17 protein-coding genes are annotated in these 19448 nt (G+C 35.2%); 3 read left to right on the top strand and 14 right to left on the bottom strand.

The features are described 5' to 3' along the window. Positions 1–8: 8 nt before the first annotated feature. From BUB90_RS14325 to BUB90_RS23555, 9 genes are all read right to left on the bottom strand, one after another. Positions 9–1997 (bottom strand): ABC transporter permease, encoded by a 1989-nt coding sequence (locus tag BUB90_RS14325; RefSeq protein ID WP_073288936.1) that lies wholly within the window; start codon positions 1995–1997, stop codon positions 9–11. Continuing rightward, positions 1990–2757 carry an ABC transporter ATP-binding protein gene (locus BUB90_RS14320; RefSeq protein ID WP_073288934.1) on the bottom strand — a complete coding sequence of 256 codons (768 nt, stop codon included), beginning with the start codon at positions 2755–2757 and terminating at the stop codon, positions 1990–1992. The genes BUB90_RS14325 and BUB90_RS14320 overlap by 8 nt, the downstream gene beginning before the upstream one ends. 169 nt (positions 2758–2926) lie before the next feature. Beyond that, positions 2927–3454, bottom strand: coding sequence for a GNAT family N-acetyltransferase (locus BUB90_RS14315; RefSeq protein WP_139241774.1), 528 nt, complete (start codon positions 3452–3454; stop codon positions 2927–2929). 222 nt (positions 3455–3676) lie between these two features. After that, positions 3677–4558 (bottom strand): sensor histidine kinase, encoded by an 882-nt coding sequence (locus BUB90_RS14310; protein ID WP_170865503.1) that lies wholly within the window; start codon positions 4556–4558, stop codon positions 3677–3679. A 454-nt stretch (positions 4559–5012) separates the two neighbouring features. Continuing rightward, positions 5013–5687 (bottom strand): response regulator transcription factor, encoded by a 675-nt coding sequence (locus BUB90_RS14305; protein ID WP_073288928.1) that lies wholly within the window; start codon positions 5685–5687, stop codon positions 5013–5015. A 6-nt stretch (positions 5688–5693) separates the two neighbouring features. Further along, positions 5694–6614, bottom strand: a complete 921-nt coding sequence (locus BUB90_RS14300; protein WP_073288925.1) for a sugar phosphate nucleotidyltransferase — start codon at positions 6612–6614, stop codon at positions 5694–5696. A gap of 228 nt (positions 6615–6842) precedes the next feature. Next, the gene (gene yajC / locus BUB90_RS14295) at positions 6843–7160 is read right to left on the bottom strand and encodes a preprotein translocase subunit YajC (protein WP_073288923.1); all 318 of its coding nucleotides are present in this window, start codon (positions 7158–7160) and stop codon (positions 6843–6845) included. A gap of 52 nt (positions 7161–7212) precedes the next feature. Further along, complete coding sequence (gene tgt / locus BUB90_RS14290) at positions 7213–8349, bottom strand: tRNA guanosine(34) transglycosylase Tgt (protein ID WP_073288920.1); 1137 nt, start codon at positions 8347–8349, stop codon at positions 7213–7215. Between the two features lie 319 nt (positions 8350–8668). Then, positions 8669–10258, bottom strand: a complete 1590-nt coding sequence (locus BUB90_RS23555; RefSeq protein WP_073288917.1) for a L,D-transpeptidase family protein — start codon at positions 10256–10258, stop codon at positions 8669–8671. A 518-nt stretch (positions 10259–10776) separates the two neighbouring features. Here BUB90_RS23555 and BUB90_RS14280 point away from each other — a divergent pair. After that, complete coding sequence (locus BUB90_RS14280; RefSeq protein WP_073288916.1) at positions 10777–11385, top strand: DedA family protein; 609 nt, start codon at positions 10777–10779, stop codon at positions 11383–11385. A 142-nt stretch (positions 11386–11527) separates the two neighbouring features. Here BUB90_RS14280 and BUB90_RS14275 read toward each other — a convergent pair whose 3' ends face one another. The 3 genes from BUB90_RS14275 to BUB90_RS14265 all read right to left on the bottom strand — a co-directional run bounded on the left by BUB90_RS14275 (position 11528) and on the right by BUB90_RS14265 (position 14141). Beyond that, positions 11528–12466, bottom strand: a complete 939-nt coding sequence (locus tag BUB90_RS14275; protein ID WP_073288914.1) for a hypothetical protein — start codon at positions 12464–12466, stop codon at positions 11528–11530. A 189-nt stretch (positions 12467–12655) separates the two neighbouring features. Beyond that, positions 12656–13402, bottom strand: coding sequence for a tRNA pseudouridine(38-40) synthase TruA (gene truA, locus BUB90_RS14270; RefSeq protein WP_073288912.1), 747 nt, complete (start codon positions 13400–13402; stop codon positions 12656–12658). 184 nt (positions 13403–13586) lie between these two features. Then, the gene (locus BUB90_RS14265; RefSeq protein WP_073288910.1) at positions 13587–14141 is read right to left on the bottom strand and encodes a manganese efflux pump; all 555 of its coding nucleotides are present in this window, start codon (positions 14139–14141) and stop codon (positions 13587–13589) included. 155 nt (positions 14142–14296) lie between these two features. Between BUB90_RS14265 and BUB90_RS14260 the strand changes: the two genes are divergently transcribed. Both BUB90_RS14260 and BUB90_RS14255 read left to right on the top strand, forming a co-directional pair. Further along, the gene (locus tag BUB90_RS14260; RefSeq protein ID WP_073288908.1) at positions 14297–16936 is read left to right on the top strand and encodes a calcium-translocating P-type ATPase, SERCA-type; all 2640 of its coding nucleotides are present in this window, start codon (positions 14297–14299) and stop codon (positions 16934–16936) included. 108 nt (positions 16937–17044) lie between these two features. Further along, entirely contained in the window at positions 17045–17377 is a 333-nt protein-coding gene (locus BUB90_RS14255) for a hypothetical protein (RefSeq protein WP_073288905.1), read from the top strand. 130 nt (positions 17378–17507) lie between these two features. Here BUB90_RS14255 and BUB90_RS14250 read toward each other — a convergent pair whose 3' ends face one another. Both BUB90_RS14250 and BUB90_RS14245 read right to left on the bottom strand, forming a co-directional pair. Continuing rightward, entirely contained in the window at positions 17508–18509 is a 1002-nt protein-coding gene (locus tag BUB90_RS14250) for a siderophore ABC transporter substrate-binding protein (RefSeq protein ID WP_073289076.1), read from the bottom strand. A 165-nt stretch (positions 18510–18674) separates the two neighbouring features. Further along, the gene (locus BUB90_RS14245) at positions 18675–19433 is read right to left on the bottom strand and encodes an iron ABC transporter ATP-binding protein (protein ID WP_073288903.1); all 759 of its coding nucleotides are present in this window, start codon (positions 19431–19433) and stop codon (positions 18675–18677) included. Between the last annotated feature and the right edge of the window lie 15 nt (positions 19434–19448).

The following is a 19448-nucleotide window of genomic DNA, read 5'->3' as shown; positions in this document are numbered from 1 at the left end:
AGTTAAACTTAACGATTAACGATTCTATAATACGCTTTTGCAGTCATCTTGAATACAAATATATAGATAACAGCAAATATTGCTATTGTTATCAATGTACAATAAAATATCAAACTTGTATCTGAAAGATTGAAAATTAATAGCAGCTTAGTAATCATCTTGAACGCAAACGCAACATGTATGATCGCACCTAGTAACGGTAAAAAGAATACTTGAATAATCTGTTTATTGATCGTTTTCTTTACGTCTTTTTTATCCAATCCGACTTTATTTAGAATTTCAAAACGTTTGCGATCTTCGAAACCTTCTGAGATTTGTTTGAAATAGATAATCATAACCATTGCTAACAAGAATATGATACCTAGGAAAAATCCTAAGAAAACCAAGCCACCAAACAACTTATAACCATCTTCTTTGCTTAAATCTATATTGGCAAAATAACGCCCCTTCACCATATTGTAAGTTACTTCTTTCATTTCACCTGCACAAGCTAATCGGTCTTCATATTCTCCCTCTGCGTCAAAGTAAACATTGTATTCTAACATATCATGAGAATTGGTAGTAAACTCCTCACTCATCTTCATCACAATATCAAGAATACGATTTTCATTCTTAAAGACCATATATATACTGTCATAGGCTGTAACATCTTGCCCCATATTGATCCCTATGTCATCGCAAGCACCCTTTACAGTATAATTCTCCTCCAAAACTTTAACATTTTTCTTCGTAGATTTATGGATTGCAAAGGACATTAAGACTTCATTCTCTTCTAGGTTTACATTCTTACCTGTCAGCTTATTGTATTCTGTAAGTGGGATAAAGATAACTGAGTAGTATTTGGAGTTTGATCCAAGCATAATTTCACGATCAACTCCTTTCATAGTACCATCACTATACGAAGCTATCGCCCCTTTAATACGTATATCCTTATAATTACTTATAGTAACATTATGTTTTTGCGCCACTTCATAAACAGTTTCTTTTAACTCTACCTGAGAGACCGTTCCTTCCTCCATATTTAAGTAATAGTCGGTAGGATTGCTCTCTTCAATCATCTTTTCTTGACCTACAAACAATGCAATTGTTGTAGATAAGGTAACGAGTACCATGGTAGATAGTATACAAATATTCGCAAGTCCAGTTGCATTCTGCTTCATACGGTGTATCATTCCTGATACCGTTATAAAATGATTGGTCTGATAATAATATCTCTTATTCTTCTTTAACAGTTTAAGTATAACTATACTTCCTGCACGGAACGTATAATAGGTTCCTGCGATAACTAATAACACGGCAATGAAAAATCTATTAATTGCGGCTAACGGATTCACTATATTAAGTGCCATATAGTATCCTGCAGCTAATAAACCTAATCCAATGATTGCAAGTATCGGTGTCGAACGTTTTTCTTTCTGTCCAATCTCCTCCCCCTTTAATAATTCAATTGGCTTACTAAGTCTTACTTGTAGTTGATTCCATAGCAACGTAGCTAGATATACCGCCATAAAGAATAAGAAAGTTTTTGTGAAAACACTCGTATCTATAATAAATTTACTTCCCTCAGCAATTCTCGTTATCTTCATTAATAGCATGAAGAACAGCTTTCCAAACAAAAGGCCAAGTACCATACCACTAATAACACTTATTAAACCGGCTATTAAACTCTCATATAGCATTACTAACCCAACATGTTTTCTCTCTAACCCAAGGATTCCATATAGAGCAATTTCTTTTTTTCTACGCTTCATTAAAAAACCGTTGGCATAGAAGATGAATATCACGGAGAATATAGAGATTACCGCAGCACCCATCTCAAACATAATCTGTAAGGTCTCAGCACCTACAACATTGGTAATACCTTTACCTTCACTAAGTAGCAGGAATAAAACATACGTAAACACCATACCCATCCCCGCTAGAATATAAGGAATATAGGCATTCCTATTCTTCTTAAGATTGGTAACTGCTAATTTCAGATAGAATGACTTACCCAATATCAACACCCCCATCTGCTAGTACTGTTAATGTGGATACTATCTTACGAAACATCTCTTCCTGTGTCTGATTGCCACGATATAATTGATTGTATACCTCACCATCTTTAATGAACAATACCCTCTTTGCATGGCTTGCAGCCTGTGTACTATGAGTAACCATTAATATTGTCTGCCCCGATTCATTAATTTGGTCAAATATCTGCAATAGATTCTGAGCAGCCTTGGAATCCAATGCTCCGGTAGGTTCATCTGCAAGTATTAATTTGGGATTTGTGATTAGCGCTCTTGCAACTGCAGTTCTTTGCTTTTGCCCACCTGATATTTCATAAGGGAATTTATCAAGTAACGAATCGATTTGCAGACGTTTAGCAAGTGGCATTACTCTTTCTTCCATCTCTTTATATTGTTTTCTTGATAATACTAATGGTAATAAGATATTATCCTTAACAGAGAACGTATCTAGCAAATTGAAATCCTGGAATACAAACCCAAGATTCTCTCTACGAAAGGCTGATATCTTACTATCACTAATCTTAGATAAGACTGTCCCATCTAACCGTACTTCTCCAGCTGTTGGTTTATCAAGTGATGCTAATATGTTAAGTAGTGTAGTCTTACCTGAGCCTGACGCTCCCATGATTGCTACGTACTCCCCTTCTTCTACAGAAAAATTCACTTGACTAAGAGCCTGACACTGCTGCCCTCCAAAACGCGTTGTATATATTTTCTTCAAATTATTAACTTCTAATAATGGCATTATCTTTCTCCCTTTCTACTCGATTGTATATATCTTATGCAATTATTATAATAAAAAAAGAAATATAATGCCTTAACTAAAGCTTACATTTCTTTTTCTATATCTTACACTTGTGTAAGATTGCTGATTAATTTATTGTTGTCCGGTTACATTACACTTGAGAAAATGTTTAAATTTTCTTCTCTAAACATACAAGTTGAACATTGGTAATACCATTAAACTCACAAGATACAATCCCAATCTCCTCATACCCTAATTTCTTATACATTTTTCGTGCCAATGTGTTAATTTCATTTGTATCAATTCTAAGATAATGGCAATTGTGTTCAAGAGCATGCTGTTCATAGAAGTCTATAAATCTTCTTCCATATCCACTGCGCAAGCAATTAGGATCAATTACCAAAGTATGAAGTACCATGACCTGCTTATCATCAACATCATATATCCAATTAGCATCCGCATATTCTGGAACCTGATTTTGGTCTATTCTAGCCGATGCAACTACTTTCCCATTATCCTCACAAACATAAAGGGAGTGTCGATTGAAAGCCTCCAATGCCGTGTTTTCTGTGGGATAAACACCACGTTTCCAACCAATTCTTAACTCTCCTGATTCTTCTTTTTCTATTATTGCATCATATATTTTGACAACAGCATCAATATCTTCTTTTGTTGCAATTCTAACCTTACTATTCACACCTATACCTCACTAAAATCCATATTGGTTATACAACTAGTTTTTATTATACACATATTTATCTCAAGTATAATCTTTCACATAAATCATGATACGGATTATTATTTAACGTAGTTATCTTATTTATCGTCAAGAACTTTACCAACTTGTCCACCTAATACGGTATCCACTGCCGTAGTAAATGTAAAGTAAATAACATAAGATAAGATTAAACATTTATATCTAAAAAATCTCCAAATCATCCTTAGGAAAAATAATAGAAACTTTCGTTCCTTCCCGTACCTTTGAAGTTACGGAAATACTACAAGACAATCGATCTGCTACCTTCTTTGATAAATATAACCCGATTCCTGTAGCTTTCTGATGCATACGCCCATTCAAGCCAGTATATCCACGTTCGAATATCCTCGGTATATCTTCTTCCTTAATTCCGATTCCGGTATCCTCTATAACAAGTACTACTCTACCTATATAGTCTTTCTCCTCATAAATTCTTATTGTACCCTGATTTGTATATTTTAGAGCATTTGACAAAATCTGTTCAAGCAAAAAAGCCAACCAACGCTCGTCGGTTTGTACCTTACAATTCAGTTCATCCATTACTAACGAGTTTTTCTTGTGGATAAATATTGTCGAAAACTTCTTAACAACTTTCCTTACAATACCATCAAGCTCATACGGGCTTAATATAAAGTCATTGCTCATATTATCAATTCGAAGGTATTCAAGAACTAATCCTGCATACTGTTCGATTTTAAATACTTCCTGCTTCATTGACCCCTTTGAACTTGATTCTATCTCTGTGTTATCGAGTAAGAGAGATAACGCAGAAATTGGTGTCTTAATCTGATGAACCCACATTGTGAAATACTCGATTTGTCCTTGGTGGCGAGTCTCAATCTGGTCTGATGACTCTTTTGCCTTTTCTTGAAGAGATTTAATAATCCACTCATATCCTTCTTCCATACAGTTACTAGGAGTTATCACCTGGGTTTCATAGACCGATATATTTGAATAACGCTCTAGCAACTTCAAGTATTTCATCTTCTGAATTCTATAATCGATACAGATAATTATAAGAGCAACAAATAACTCAATCTCCACACAATACCAAGCAGCCTCCACTTTGTATCCATATAAATATTGAAGGAAAGGGAATAGAAAACAGGTAAGTGCCAACAGCAAGAAAAAAGGAATTCTAAGTTTTATATAATCTATACTACGAAACGGCTTCATATTAAAATCAGCACCCCTTCCAAAGTCGCAAGATTTAATAGTATTAGAGTATCAAAAGCACTCAAAAAACTTACCTTCGTCAATTTGCACATTCACAAACCTGGCTAATGTGATGCAGAACATAGTTTGATGAGCAACTGTATGAAGTCGTTGGTACTTAGGCTCTGTACTTTGGAGCCTTATGTACCACTACGAACTTCATCCAAGCGAGAGCGGGTTGCGAATAACTATGATTTGTATCGCATACTGTTCTATAAATTGTGCAAATTGATGAAATAAAATATAAAACGTGATTTTGAAGCCCTAATACTTATGACATAAGTTAGTCCCCTATTCGATAACCTATTCCCTTTTTTGTTACAATAAATTGCTCAAGACCGATTTCTTCCAGCTTCTTACGAATTCTCGTCATATTAACCGTCAATGTATTGTCATCAATAAAGCAATCGCTATCCCATAATTTCTTCATAATCTCTTCTCTAGAAACTACTGTATTCCTCTTCTCCATTAATAATTGCAAGATACGAAACTCGTTCTTTGTTAAATCTAACTTCGTATCTTGATAATATAATGCTGCTTCACCAAGGTTAAGAATTGCTCCTCGATGTTCAATGGTAGTAACTTGATTCATATACGAATATGTTCTTCGAAGTAACGCTTGAACCTTAGCAACTACAACAGATAGGTCGAAGGGTTTCGTAATGAAGTCATCTCCTCCCATATTCATCGCCATAACAATATTCATGTTATCGGTATTGGAGGATAGGAATACAATTGGTACATTGGATTCTTTGCGAATCTCTGCACACCAATAGAATCCATTATAGAACGGCAAGGTAATATCCATTAAAACCAAATGCGGTTCAAAATCTCTGAATTTTTGGAGTACCAAGTCAAAGTCTTCAACATAAGCGGCTTCATATCCCCATTTATTTAGATTCTCCGCTAATATCCCTGCAATCGTTTCATCATCTTCTACTATTAGTATTTTAAACATGAAGATTTACCTCCAGAGTTTTGTAGGATATATTCCACTCGCTTTCAGACTAGCTATTGCGTTCATAACACTTTCTTTATCTTCTTTGTATGTTACACCATACCATTTGTCTTCTGAGTTTAGTACCTTAACTGTTGCTTTTTTTGCTGATAACAATTGATCTACCACACTTGGTAAAAAGTATTCTGCTTTCTCAGGATTGTTTCTAACTTCTTCATTCATGAATAGTGCAAAACGTTTCTTAAGCTCTTCCATTATGCTAGCCGTAAATCCCCACATATTCATAGATACAATTGTCTCTTCAGAAAGTGGGTTCCAAGTATTACCGCCATCTTCGGAATATGCAATTCCCTCTTCACGTTTCTCGATTCTAGTACGTTCCACTATATCTAGTAACATTTGATTAGAATCGGTATCACACACGCCTCTAGATACATAACCATTGTCTGTAACTGTATTTTTCAAACGATAACCTACCATTGTATAACGATAACTGGAATCTTCTTTCACTTCTGATAAGAAATCGTAAATCATCTGAAATGCGCTTGCTCCATAATAATCATCTGCATTGATTACTGCGAATGGCCCATCTATTACGTCATAGCAACTAAGCACCGCATGAGCAGTCCCCCAAGGTTTTACTCTACCTTCTGGAACCAAAAAACCTTCTGGAATATTATCTAAGCTTTGGAACACATATTCTACCTCCATATGCTTCGATATTGGATCACCCACCAACTCTCTAAAATCGTCTTCTAATTCTTTCTTAATGACGAAGACTACTTTTTCAAAACCGGCTCTTTTCGCATCATATATTGAAAAATCTATAATCTTATGTCCTTCCTTATCCACAGGATCCATTTGCTTTAATCCGCCGTATCTACTGCCCATACCTGCAGCCATAATTACTAATACTGGTTTGTTCATGTTATAAACTATCCCCTTTCAAAGGCCTAGAGACTTTGTGTAACATACAAATCTTACTATCTCCAAACTACTTCTATCATTTTATCATATGCATATCGAATGATTGCTTGCAATATACATTGTTAATCTTTATTGACACTTTATTATAGTACCCTTGAATTTAATATTTGTCTATAGAAAAAAGGAGTTGTTGGATACTTTTGTTATCCGCCAACTCCTTATTATCTATTATTTAGTTTCTTCTGGTTTTTCGATTTCAATAATAGCTGATTTTTGCATTGGAATTCTACAATTTTTATTGTTACCAAACTCGACAATTACAACGTCTTCCATTACGTCAATAACAACGCCATAGAAACCACTTGAAGTTAAAATGCTATCACCGTTGGCTATTGTTGTTAACATAGCTGCATGTGCCTTTTGTTGTTTCTTCTGTGGTCTGATTGCAATAAAGTAGAATGCTGCACCGATGACTACTAAATAACCAAGTGTAAATATGATACTCGTACCCCCTGTTGGTGCTGTAGTTAATACTGGTAAGTTCATTATAATTCCTCCTATACATATCTTCAAAATCTATGACTTTTGTCAAGAAATTTTAGCTTTCTCCATTAGCTTCAAATCCAGCTAATTTGGCTTTCTTATATTCTTTATATCTGCCTTGTTCAATTGCTTCTCGAATCTCTTCCATCATTGTATTATAGAAATACAAGTTGTGCATTACAAGTAATCGAAGACCTAACATTTCTTTAGCTTTCAATAGATGTCTTATATATGCACGGCTATACTTTTGACAAGCCGGACAATTACAACCTTCTTCAATCGGTCTTGTATCTAATTCAAATCTTGCATTAAGTAGATTAAGCTTACCTAGATTCGTATAGGCATGACCATGTCTTCCGTTTCTTGTTGGATACACGCAATCAAAGAAATCGACTCCTCGATCAACTGCTTCTAGAATATTAGCAGGTGTACCAACTCCCATAAGGTAAGTAGGTTTTTCAACTGGTAGATATGGTACCGTTTCTTCAATAATACGATACATCTCAGAATGTGACTCACCAACTGCAAGTCCACCAAGTGCATATCCATCAAGATTAAGCTCTGATATACGTTTTGCATGTTCAATACGGATATCCTCGAAAGTTCCACCTTGATTAATTCCAAACAACATCTGATTTTTATTAATTGTATCTTCTAAAGAATTCAATCTTGCCATCTCTTTTTTACAACGTTCTAACCATCTAGTTGTACGATCAACAGAATTCTGCATATATTCTCTAGTAGCTGGGTGCGGCGGGCATTCATCAAACGCCATTGCTATTGTTGATGCAAGATTCGATTGAATCTGCATACTCTCTTCTGGACCCATGAAAATCTTACGCCCATCAATATGAGAGTTAAAGTATACACCCTCTTCTTTGATTTTACGAAGCCCTGACAATGAAAATACTTGGAATCCACCTGAGTCTGTTAGAATTGGCTTATCCCAAACCATAAACTTATGAAGACCTCCAAGTTGTTTAATAACTTTATCTCCCGGACGAACATGTAGATGATACGTATTGGATAACTCCACTTGTGTCTTTAATCCTTGTAAATCTTCTGTAGATACTCCGCCTTTTATAGCTGCGCAAGTACCAACATTCATAAATACAGGAGTTTGGATAGTTCCATGAACAGTGTGGAATTCGCCACGTTTTGCCATGCCATCTCTCTTTATTAACTTGTACATCTGACCTCCTTGTCAAACTTGTACACCTATAAATTCCAAACTTATTGTTGTACAACTGACATTCTAACATGTAAATCTTTGTAACTTAATGCACTCTTTAACCTGAAATCCATTAACATTATTTCACGGATATCATTCACGAGTGAGTTACAGTCAATATTTAAAGTATACCTAGATTATAACCTTTTTTCAACTTATTTTTTCATATTTAATAAATTTATTAGATTTATTCGTTGTAGTGTCATTGTATATCTAGAAAACTTAAGGAGCCCATGCTAAAACCTTAACTTTAGCATAAGCCCCTTTCACAAGTTTGATTTTATTCTTCCTTTAATACTGTGATTTTAGCAGTAGCTCGTATATCATTATTAACTTTATCACGTATAATATAGGTTACCTCATATTCTACGATAACATCTTCTTCATCATAAACAGGTTTGAAACGTACTTCGATTGCATCTGTAACATCTTTCTTGTTGTAATATGCCTTTACTCCCTTTAATGCAAAAGCACGGTCTACTACTTCATAACTCTGAGCAACGCGATCTACAATTCCTTCAAATCGAAGATAATCTTTTTTCTTGAAATTCACAGTGACAGAAGTTTTGTTACCTACATCGTCGTTTGCTGCATATGTCACAATATAACGGTCTTCTTTATCTTTAATCGTTACCTTAATATCATCAATAGCCATCTTACTAATATTATCAGAAATCTTCACACCTTCTAATGCCATCTCACGATTCACTTCTACATCCCAAGGAATTTCTTTATTCACTGCTCCTTCAATGACTGGCGCTTCTTTATCAACAATGATCGTAGCCTTTTGTGTATCTGATTTTCCATTAGATGATACTAAATCATACGTTACAGTGTACGAATCATCTTTGTTTTCCTTAATTGTAACAGTCACCATGCTATTGTCGACTTTCTTATCATCAATCGTCGCAGTAACTCCTTTTAGTGCAAGTTCCTTTGTAACTTCGGTATCACCATTAATAACTCTATCTACTACACCAGATATCTTAGGTGTTCCTACTACCACTTCTACTTCTTCATCTTTATCTTCTCCACCAACAACGGTGTATGTAACTGTTTTCTTAGCACTTCTTCCTATCTCATCGGTAACCGTATAGGTAATCTTGTATTTACCTGATTTCTTCGTATTAACTTTACCAGAAACTTTAATACGTGCTGTTATGCTAAATCCAGTTGTATTCTTAGCCGTAACACCCTTTAGTAAATCCACATTTGTACCATATTTAACTGTCTTGTTCTTTGCTCCAGTAATAGTTGGCTTCTTACCATTAAACGGATTATTCTTAGAATATACATCTGTTGGGTCCCAGCCGGTGTTTGTCGGTAATTTAATTGCGACCGGTTTTCCAAGTGGCCCTGGATCTTTGCTATTATATATTGTAACTGTTGTTCCTATCGGACAATTATCATATATCCATTTGGCATCCGCTACAGTCAAACGTATACAGCCGTGGGAACACATTGTTCCAAGCTTATTATATTGTACTGCTGATAGTGTCGATGGGTCTTGTTTATAGTACCAAACGGAATGGAATAAGATTCCCCCTGTAATTCTTGTGCTATATTGCCCCCACACATCGTCTAGTAGTAACTTCCATCTATACTTCGCTGGTGTACGGTACGTCCCTAATGGAGTATCCACACCGGTAGAACAAATCATAGCTTTAACTGGTACCGTATATTTGCCCTTACTATCTTTACCATAGATGGTTACACAATTCTGTTGTTTATTGACCTTAATCATATATGGATAATTAGAAGCAGCATCAGCTTGTTCTTTATATCTAACTCCAAATAATATCAATAAAATTACAGAGAACATCAGCAAATGCTTACTCCTCTTTTTCATTCTTAGTATAAGCTCTTTCATTTTAACCTCCAAGTGTCATGCTGTAATTCCACTTATTTCATTTTATGTATAAATCTATAAGTGTTTTGTGGTAAATTTGTGTCATTAATATAACAATATTATTACAAGCCACTACCATATATATGATGTACTTGTCCTTTTTATTCGTAAAGCTAGACTGAATATATGGTTCGAGTGTCAACAGTCATTCAATAAACTTGCCTTCGTCATTTTGCACATTAACAAACCTGACTAATGTGATGCTGAACATAGTTTGGTGAGTAACTGTATGAAGTCGTTGGTACTTTGCCTCTGTATTCTAGAGCCTTACGTACCACTACGAACTTCATCCAAGCGAGAGCGGGTTGCGAATAAACTATGGTTTGCATCACATAACGATTTATAAATTGTGCAAATTGACGAATTAAATATAAAGAGGACTTTTGACACCCAAATCATATATAGGATACTATCATTTTATTAACATTTTTTCTAACTACCAGTAATATACTTTCAAAAAAGAATTCATGGAGCGGATTATGGAATTCCTCACCAACTTAATAACCGATTATGGGTTAATCGCTATGTTCTTAATTATCATGCTTGAATACGCCTGCTTTCCTGTATCTAGTGAGATTGTCCTACCATTCTCTGGAGCAATCGCATGTTCTCAGAATATTCATTTCTTCGTAATATTAACTGCAAGCGTGATTGCAGGTCTTATCGGTACCACATTCTGCTATGTAGTTGGATGTTACGGTGGTTCAGCAATACTGGGACGTTTAATCAAGAAGTTCCCTAAAACAGAGAAAGGTCTTAATTCTTCTTATCGTAAATTTGAGAAATATGGTGCCTCTGCGGTTTGCTTCGCCAGAGTTATTCCTATATGCCGGACTTACATAGCATTCATAAGTGGAACTATGAAACAAAGTTACTCTGTATTCCTATTATCTTCTTTCATTGGTATCACCATCTGGAATACCATGCTAATTGGAACAGGATACTTCTTACAGGATAATTGGCAATTAGCCTACGGTTATTATGATAAATATAAACACATCCTAATACCTTTAATTATCGGTATTATTGCATTCCTTCTGTTCAAAAAACTTTCTAATCGCCAAAACAAACCTTCTGAAATCGAATAGATTGAATTTTATTACAATAATAGAAAGGGAGCTTTCAAGCTAAGAAATTACCTGTTAGCTGATAGCTCCTTTTCTTCTTTTTCTTATTCCAAACAGCTACATAATTGATTCTAAGTGATCTATGTAATCTTTGTAATCTCCATTAATTACCTATCAAGCTGGAAATATAATAATAGTAAAGGTTTTGTCCTTCTAGATATCCGCCTTGTACTTCATAATCTCCGCAGATTTCATCAACATAGTCTGTTGAACTAACAATGTTATCGTAAGTCTCTTGTAATTGTTCCTTGGTTAAGCTTGGATCAATTGTTTCAAGACTCTTTGTAATTAGCTTTATGGCTTCTTCTTTATCTTCTCTGTATACCCCGACATATAACAATTTACCTGTAACTGTATCCGAAGAAATTAAGTATAATTCTGAATCATCCTCTTCTTTAGACCACATAGAGAATGTCTCATAATATGTGACTTTCTCATCTTCAACCATTTCATATGTGTTGTCCATATCTGTATCATATTTCATATTAAGACCCTGTTCTATAAAATATTCGTCTATTAATGGTACAACATCATCTTTCGTCGCTGCGAATAACGTATATGCATTAGTTGGCTCGCCCGCTTGCATTATTTCCTCATAATCAGCTTCATATACATACGACGCTTCTGTATCCTCGTCTGTTTCTTCCTCACCTAAGACATCATCAAAACTCGTTTCATCCTTCCGTTCTATTTGCGCTTGTCCAAGAACTTCCTCCTGATATGCACCTGTATCGTCATTCGGATTCTTCTTATCTAGCCTACCTGTCAATTTAGTTACTACAAAGATCCCTGCTACTATAATTACTACTAATATCATCTGCGTAAAATTAAATTTTGATTTTCGTTTCAATTGTAGTTGTTGATTCGGTATCTGTTCATATGCTTTCAAATCGCCATCAGCATATGGTTGATCCTTTATTACAGTACGGTTACTTTCAGTTGTTTCTTTCATTGTTTCATTTTTCTCAGCAAATTCAATACAATTCAAGCAAAATCCATCTTTTTCCAATATTTTTCCGCATTTTAGACAACGATTAGCCATGGAATCTCTCCTTTTTACATTTCTACATGTTAATATTACATTAAATACTTACCTCTGACAAGCTTTAACTACTATATTTAGATTGTTATTTACCTATAAATAGCGTGATTTCAAGTAATATAGTACTAATTTACCAAAAAAGCCAGAAAGTATATTCAATTGAATACACCTTCTAGCTTTTTGTCTGTCTTACATATATCTTACTTCAACTAAGAATAGACCTTTCGCTTCTGCAGCTTCTGGTGCTATCTCCCTATTCTTACTTTCTATAATCTCTTGAACACGGTCTGCCTCTAGTCTACCTGTCCCTACCTCGATAAGTGCACCTACAATTATTCTTGCCATAAACGGCCAAAAATCATCAGCATGAATTGTAATTATTACCTCATCACTATCTCCATATATGTCAAGTTCATATATTTCACGTTCCGTAGATTTCTTTTGCTTCTTATTATCAGCAAATGCCTTAAAATCATGCTTCCCAATCATATAAGAGGCCGCTTTTCGCATTCCTTTTAAATCTAATTTATCAAAACAATAGTAACTGTATTTGCGATTAAACACATTAGGCACTTCACCAATGCCAATCTTATATTCATATACAAATGACTTTGCATTAAAACTACTGTGAAAACGTTCTGGAACTTCTAACACTTCTTTCACTGCAATGTCTCTTGGTAAAAATCGATTCAGATAATGTTTGATCTCATATGGTTTCATGTTAGAGTTAGTGACAAAGTTCGCAACTTGTGCATGCGCATGTACGCCAGCTTCTGTTCTTGCCGCTCCAATTAATTCAATTTCTTCTTGTTCCATTTTATGCAAAACCGATTCAATTTTTTCCTGTATTGTCACACGATTAGGGTACTTCGGTTGTTTTTGCCACCCGTCATAACGGGAACCATCATATTCAACTACCAACTGAATATTTCTCATTGTATTATTCTACCTCATCTTTGCTTTAACTTAGGTCAACATCGCCGTCAACCTTGTAACTGTTCAGTTCCCAATTATAACACGTTACACCAAAGATTTAAAGGTTTATTCTTCATAATCTCGGTATGACATCCTTGCCCCTTATATGGTGCTGTAACAAACTTATATACAATATGGTCACAACTCATAGACATCGTAAAATTGCTATTAATATTAATAAGGCTCCAGAAAATACTCCACAAACCTTACTATTCAACTTCCTGATTCGAGAGAATTTTACAATCAGTAGATTCCCTATTGTTAAAAATCCAACTTGTGTCAAACCAACCACAATAGGAACAAATGTACTTTGCATTCCTATTGCAACAACTGCAATTCCTGCACTTATAGAATCAGCAGATAGGGCAAATCCTAAGATAACTGCTTCAAACAAATCAATCTTCTTCGACTCATCTAAATCGTAACTTGCATCTTCATCACTAAACAAACTGTTACGAATATAGATTACTCCCATTAATACTAGTATTGATGTTCCTATAATCATCATCACATCAGCTGGTATATACCTTGTCATCTGTTTTCCCACTAGAATAGATACGAACATTACTCCACAGGAAATTAATCCAATCATCGTCTTAGCTAACGCTCCAATTTTAACACCACGTAGCGGGTATGCAATTCCAATTCCAAGTGCATCTATACTTAACGAGATTGATATCACAATAATCTGTAATAACAATTTCTTTTCTCTCCTTTCAAGGGGAATCTACAAGCCTTTACAGACACGCCCCTAATAACAAGGTATGCAAACCTAGGGATTCTGGCTACTTCTATCTTTCATAATTTCTGTGTCCATGCATATATATAGTAAAAAACCTTATAAGGAGTCTGTACATGAATTATCATAATCTATCCTCACAGGATACAGCTAAAGTACTACATACGTCTATTGATTCAGGACTCACCAACAAAGAAGCAGGCAAACGTATCCATGAGTATGGAGAGAATGTTTTAGAATCAAAGAAAAATAAGAGTATCGTATACAAATTCTTTGCGCAGTTTAAAGATTTTATGATAGCTATTCTAATTATTGCAGCTATTGTATCCTTTGTCATATCATTGTTAGAAGGTCATGCTGATTTTGTCGACCCTATCATCATCTTTACTATTATAATCTTGAATGCAGTACTTGGAGTTTTACAAGAAACAAAAGCCGAAAAATCCTTAGAAGCACTGAAGAATATGTCTGCACCTACTGCCACCGTACTACGTGATGGCAATCAAAGTGTTATTGCCTCAAAGGATTTGGTACCAGGTGATATCATTCATCTAGAAACAGGACATTTTGTCCCAGCGGATGCTAGATTATTGACCTCTATTAACCTTCGAGTTGATGAATCTGCTTTAACTGGCGAATCCCATGCAATTGATAAAAACGCGGAAAAAACATATGCAGAAGAAACACCTTTAGCAGATCGTAAGAATATCGTATACGCAACTAGTATTGTAACCTATGGTCGAGGTAGCGCAATTGTAACTGGTACAGGAATGCATACCGAAGTCGGTCATATCGCAAAACTGATTATGGTAGATGATACTCCCGATACTCCACTTCAGAAACGTTTAGCTAGTACCGGAAAAGTATTAGGAATTGTCGCTTTACTCATTTGTCTTGCAATCTTTCTATTAGGAACGATACAAGGCCGTCCACCTTTTGATATGTTCATGACTAGTGTATCCTTGGCAGTAGCCGCGATCCCAGAAGGGCTTCCCGCAATTGTCACTATTATGCTATCTCTTGGTGTTTCCCGTATGGCAAAGAAGAATGCTGTAATCCGCAAATTACCTGCTGTTGAGACGTTAGGCAGTGCAACGGTTATCTGTTCCGACAAAACTGGTACCTTAACACAGAATAAAATGACAGTCACTGACGTCTATTCTGTTAGTGGCAGAGAAGCCTTTGAGTCGAAGGAGGCTCATCACATTCTCACTCTTGGCTCTCTTTGTAATGACTCAACATTAAAAGTTACAAAAAAAGAGATAACAGCAACTGGAGAACCAACTGAAAATGCAATTATACTTGCAGCTTGTAAAGTAGGTATCAACAAGGCTAAATTAGATCTAAATAACAAACGACTATCAGAAATACCTTTTGATTCTTCAAGAAAATTAATGACTACAGTTAATAAGATGGAAAGCGATAACATCTATTGCATAACCAAAGGTGCCCCCGATGTACTTCTATCTAAATGTACCCATTACTATGACAAAGGCAAGATCTCCCCTTTAACAAACAACAAACGGGCAATAATTAATAAATACAATAGCGATATGGCAAAACGAGCACTTCGCGTTCTTGCTGTTGCTTATAAAGAAACTTCAACGGTTCCAAAGGGTACTGCTCTTACGGAAAGTGCTCTGGTATTCACTGGTTTAATCGGTATGATTGATCCACCTAGAGAAGAAGCCAAAGAAGCCGTTTCCATTTGTAAACATGCTGGTATAAAACCAGTCATGATTACTGGCGATCATATCACAACCGCTTGTGCAATTGCTAAGGAACTAGGAATAATGGAAGGTCATGACAAAGCAATTACTGGAGCTGAAATATCAGCCATGTCTGATGAGAGTCTTGGTAATAATATTGACGACTATAGTGTATTTGCAAGAGTAACTCCAGAACACAAAGTAAGAATTGTTAAAGCGTTTCAGAAAAATGACAATGTTGTTGCAATGACAGGTGACGGTGTTAATGATGCACCTGCATTAAAAACTGCTGATATTGGCTGTGCAATGGGACTAAGTGGTACTGATGTAGCTAAGAATGCTGCTGATATGATATTGACAGACGATAATTTTGCTACGATTGTCTCTGCCGTTCAAGAAGGTCGTGGAATTTATCAGAATATTAGAAAGGCAATTCATTTCCTATTATCAAGTAATATAGGGGAAATCCTTACCATATTCGCTGCAATATTATTAGGCTTACCATCACCATTACTCGCTGTACAACTCTTGTGGGTAAACTTAGTTACTGACTCTTTGCCTGCAATATCTCTTGGCGTTGAGCCCGCTAGTAAAGACATTATGAACAATAAGCCGATCTCTCCCAAGACCGGAATGTTTGCGAATGGACTTGTATTCAAGATTCTGTTTGAAGGTCTTCTTATCGGCTCCTTAGCCTTAACTGCTTTCATACTTGGATACCGATACGACCTTGGTGGTTCACCGGATTCCTTAACCTTAGGTCGTACTATGGCTTTTGCTGTACTCAGTTTGTCACAATTATTCCATTCCTTCAACATGAGAAGCGATAAATCCATATTGAAGATTGGCATATTCAGTAATATGAAACATGTGTTATCTTTTATCGTTTGTTCCATACTACTTTCAGCCGTTATTATGTTGGAACCTTTAGCAAATATCTTCAAAGTAGTTCCACTTAATCCCAAGCAGTGGATAGCGGTTATTATTCTATCTTTCGTGCCAATTCTAGTCGTTGAAGCACAAAAAAGGGTAAATAATAATCATTGAATTCATTATATAAAGGTTGTATACTGTTAATAAATATAGTGGTAGCTGTAAAACTACCATTAACAAGATCGATAGCGACATCGACAAAGAAATAAGGAGGCTACACGATTGGAACAGCAAAACAAAGCTACTAAACTCAAGCCATTTGACAATACCCTAATGGACGATTTATGTATGTACGATAAGATGCCATACTCTAGTAATTATGACTTGTGCAACTCTAATACCGTTTGTTTAGAAAGTGGTAACTTACTAAAATCTTATCGTGTCAACGAGAAAGAACCCTACATAGTTAAACAAGATGAGAAACGCTTCTATATAAATATTCCTTCGGTTAATCCCAAACCGGAGTCTTCGGATTCAGACAATCTTATAGTTGATTCCGAAGGTCTTACACCAGATCAATTAGAAAGTTTATTAGAAGATTCATCGGATGTATAGTTAAGAAATGGATTTTGCATAATTAGATATTCAAATATATTAAGATTAAAAAAAATGTTTGAAGTGTGTTAAAACATACTTCAAACATTTTTAGTTTAAAAGAATATAGATGCAGTAGATCTAATATCCCTTATTGTATAGCAGCTACTACTTCATCTATCATCTCTGATACCGATGTCAACCCACCACCTGATAAATACCATAAATCTGGATCTAATGAAATAATTTTATTATTTGTCGCTGCACTTGTTTCATTAACTAACTCATTATCTAACGTTGTCGCTGCAAGATTAGTACCTCCAGCAATAACAGTTCTATCAACTACAAATAAAATATCTGGATTTACTTGTGATATATATTCATAACTAACTTCTTGTCCATGTGTAGATACTTCAATAGTATCATCTGCTGCCTTTACTCCTAATAAATCATGAATAATTCCGAATCTCGAACCTGCTCCATAAGCACTCATACTTCCGTCATTCGTTAAGATAATTAGTGCTTTATCATCTGTTTTAGCAGATACAGCCTTGGCTGCTTCAACTTTCGCTTCAATGGCTTTTATTGCTTCATCAGCTTCTGTTTCTTTATTGAAAATAGATGCAACGATATTCGTATTATTTTTAAAATCCTCCATGTATTTAGCAGAATCTATCGATACATAAATAGTTGGAGCAATTTCACTTAATTGATCATAAAAACTTTCCTGTCTTCCACTGATGAAAATTACATCTGGTTCAAAATCAAAAATCGCTTCTAGATCTGGTTCCTTAATACTTCCTATTGTAGTAGAATCAGAAAAATCGGAAAGAAAAGAAGGAGTTTCTCCCGATGGAATAGCGACTTCAACATCAATTTCTAAGGCCTGAATGGAGTCTAAGATACCATAATCCATAACAACAGCTTTCTTAACATCTGCAGGAACTGTCACTTTATTGCCCTTAGCATCTGTTACTGTCGTTTCTGTAGTTGTTGTACTAGAAGCTTCATCTTCATTTGATTGTGTAGGAGATTCCGCATTGGTTCCCTCTGTTGCATTTGTAGTAGTAGTACCATTTTCTTTTGTTGCACATCCTGTTAGCATTGCGATTGATAGCACTGATGCAAGCGCTAAAGTTACTATTTTTTTCATAATATCCTCCATATAATTGTTATTTATAATAAGTTTCTCTAACTTCCACATAAAGACTTCATTTAGGGTAGGTAATTGCTCTACTCATAGAAAAAAATCTCTGAACACATCAGCACTGTACTGACTACATGTGCAATTTGTGTAAGTTAGTTAAAAAAGTACACATTAATCATAATATAAGCAAATATTCTTACCATTAATTTGGTGAATACCGATATCCATTCCATACACTTCTTTTAGAACATTACTTTTTAGAATATTCTCAGTTGCTCCCTCTTCCACGATCTTTCCATCTTTCATTGCTACAATATAATCTGCATAGCAAGACACAAAATTAATATCATGAATAACCACCATAACGGTCTTCCCCAAATCATCCACTAATTTTCTTATGATTTTCATAATATGAACAGAATGGCGCATATCCAGATTGTTTAACGGTTCATCTAAGAAAACATACTCGGTATCTTGTGCAATAATCATTGCAATATAGGCCATTTGTCTTTGACCACCACTGAGTTCGTCAAGATAACGATCTTGTAAATCTTCTAATTTCATATAAGAAATTGCATCATCAACTATCTTCTCATCTTCCTTCGTTAATTTACCATTGGAATAAGGAAACCTTCCAAAGCTAACTAATTCTTTGATCGTTAATCGAATGTTTAGATAATTCGATTGTTTGAGTATAGATAATCGTTTTGACAACTCCTTACTTTTCCATTCCTTTAATTCTTTTTCATCAATATATACTTCGCCTGAATTTTTACTTAATGTACGACTGATAATTGATATTAAAGTACTTTTACCAGCTCCATTACTGCCTATAAAAGCAATAATCTTTCCCTTTGGGATATCTAAATCCACATGATCTACCACATGTTTCTCACCGTATTTTTTGCTGATATTTTTTATAGAAATCATACTTTCACCTGCTCT

Source organism: Anaerosporobacter mobilis DSM 15930, from assembly GCF_900142955.1.
GTDB classification, from domain to species: Bacteria; Bacillota; Clostridia; order Lachnospirales; family Lachnospiraceae; genus Anaerosporobacter; species Anaerosporobacter mobilis.
This window is presented reverse-complemented; position numbering and strand designations above follow the sequence as displayed.

Coding starts and splice junctions, on each gene's coding strand:
- BUB90_RS14320 (WP_073288934.1), bottom strand. CDS start 2,757: ATGCCATTATTAGAAGTTAATAATTTGAAGAAAATATATACAACGCGT.
- BUB90_RS14305 (WP_073288928.1), bottom strand. CDS start 5,687: ATGTTTAAAATACTAATAGTAGAAGATGATGAAACGATTGCAGGGATA.
- BUB90_RS14300 (WP_073288925.1), bottom strand. CDS start 6,614: ATGAACAAACCAGTATTAGTAATTATGGCTGCAGGTATGGGCAGTAGA.
- yajC (WP_073288923.1), bottom strand. CDS start 7,160: ATGAACTTACCAGTATTAACTACAGCACCAACAGGGGGTACGAGTATC.
- tgt (WP_073288920.1), bottom strand. CDS start 8,349: ATGTACAAGTTAATAAAGAGAGATGGCATGGCAAAACGTGGCGAATTC.
- BUB90_RS23555 (WP_073288917.1), bottom strand. CDS start 10,258: ATGAAAGAGCTTATACTAAGAATGAAAAAGAGGAGTAAGCATTTGCTG.
- BUB90_RS14280 (WP_073288916.1), top strand. CDS start 10,777: ATGGAATTCCTCACCAACTTAATAACCGATTATGGGTTAATCGCTATG.
- BUB90_RS14275 (WP_073288914.1), bottom strand. CDS start 12,466: ATGGCTAATCGTTGTCTAAAATGCGGAAAAATATTGGAAAAAGATGGA.
- truA (WP_073288912.1), bottom strand. CDS start 13,402: ATGAGAAATATTCAGTTGGTAGTTGAATATGATGGTTCCCGTTATGAC.
- BUB90_RS14260 (WP_073288908.1), top strand. CDS start 14,297: ATGAATTATCATAATCTATCCTCACAGGATACAGCTAAAGTACTACAT.
- BUB90_RS14250 (WP_073289076.1), bottom strand. CDS start 18,509: ATGAAAAAAATAGTAACTTTAGCGCTTGCATCAGTGCTATCAATCGCA.
- BUB90_RS14245 (WP_073288903.1), bottom strand. CDS start 19,433: ATGATTTCTATAAAAAATATCAGCAAAAAATACGGTGAGAAACATGTG.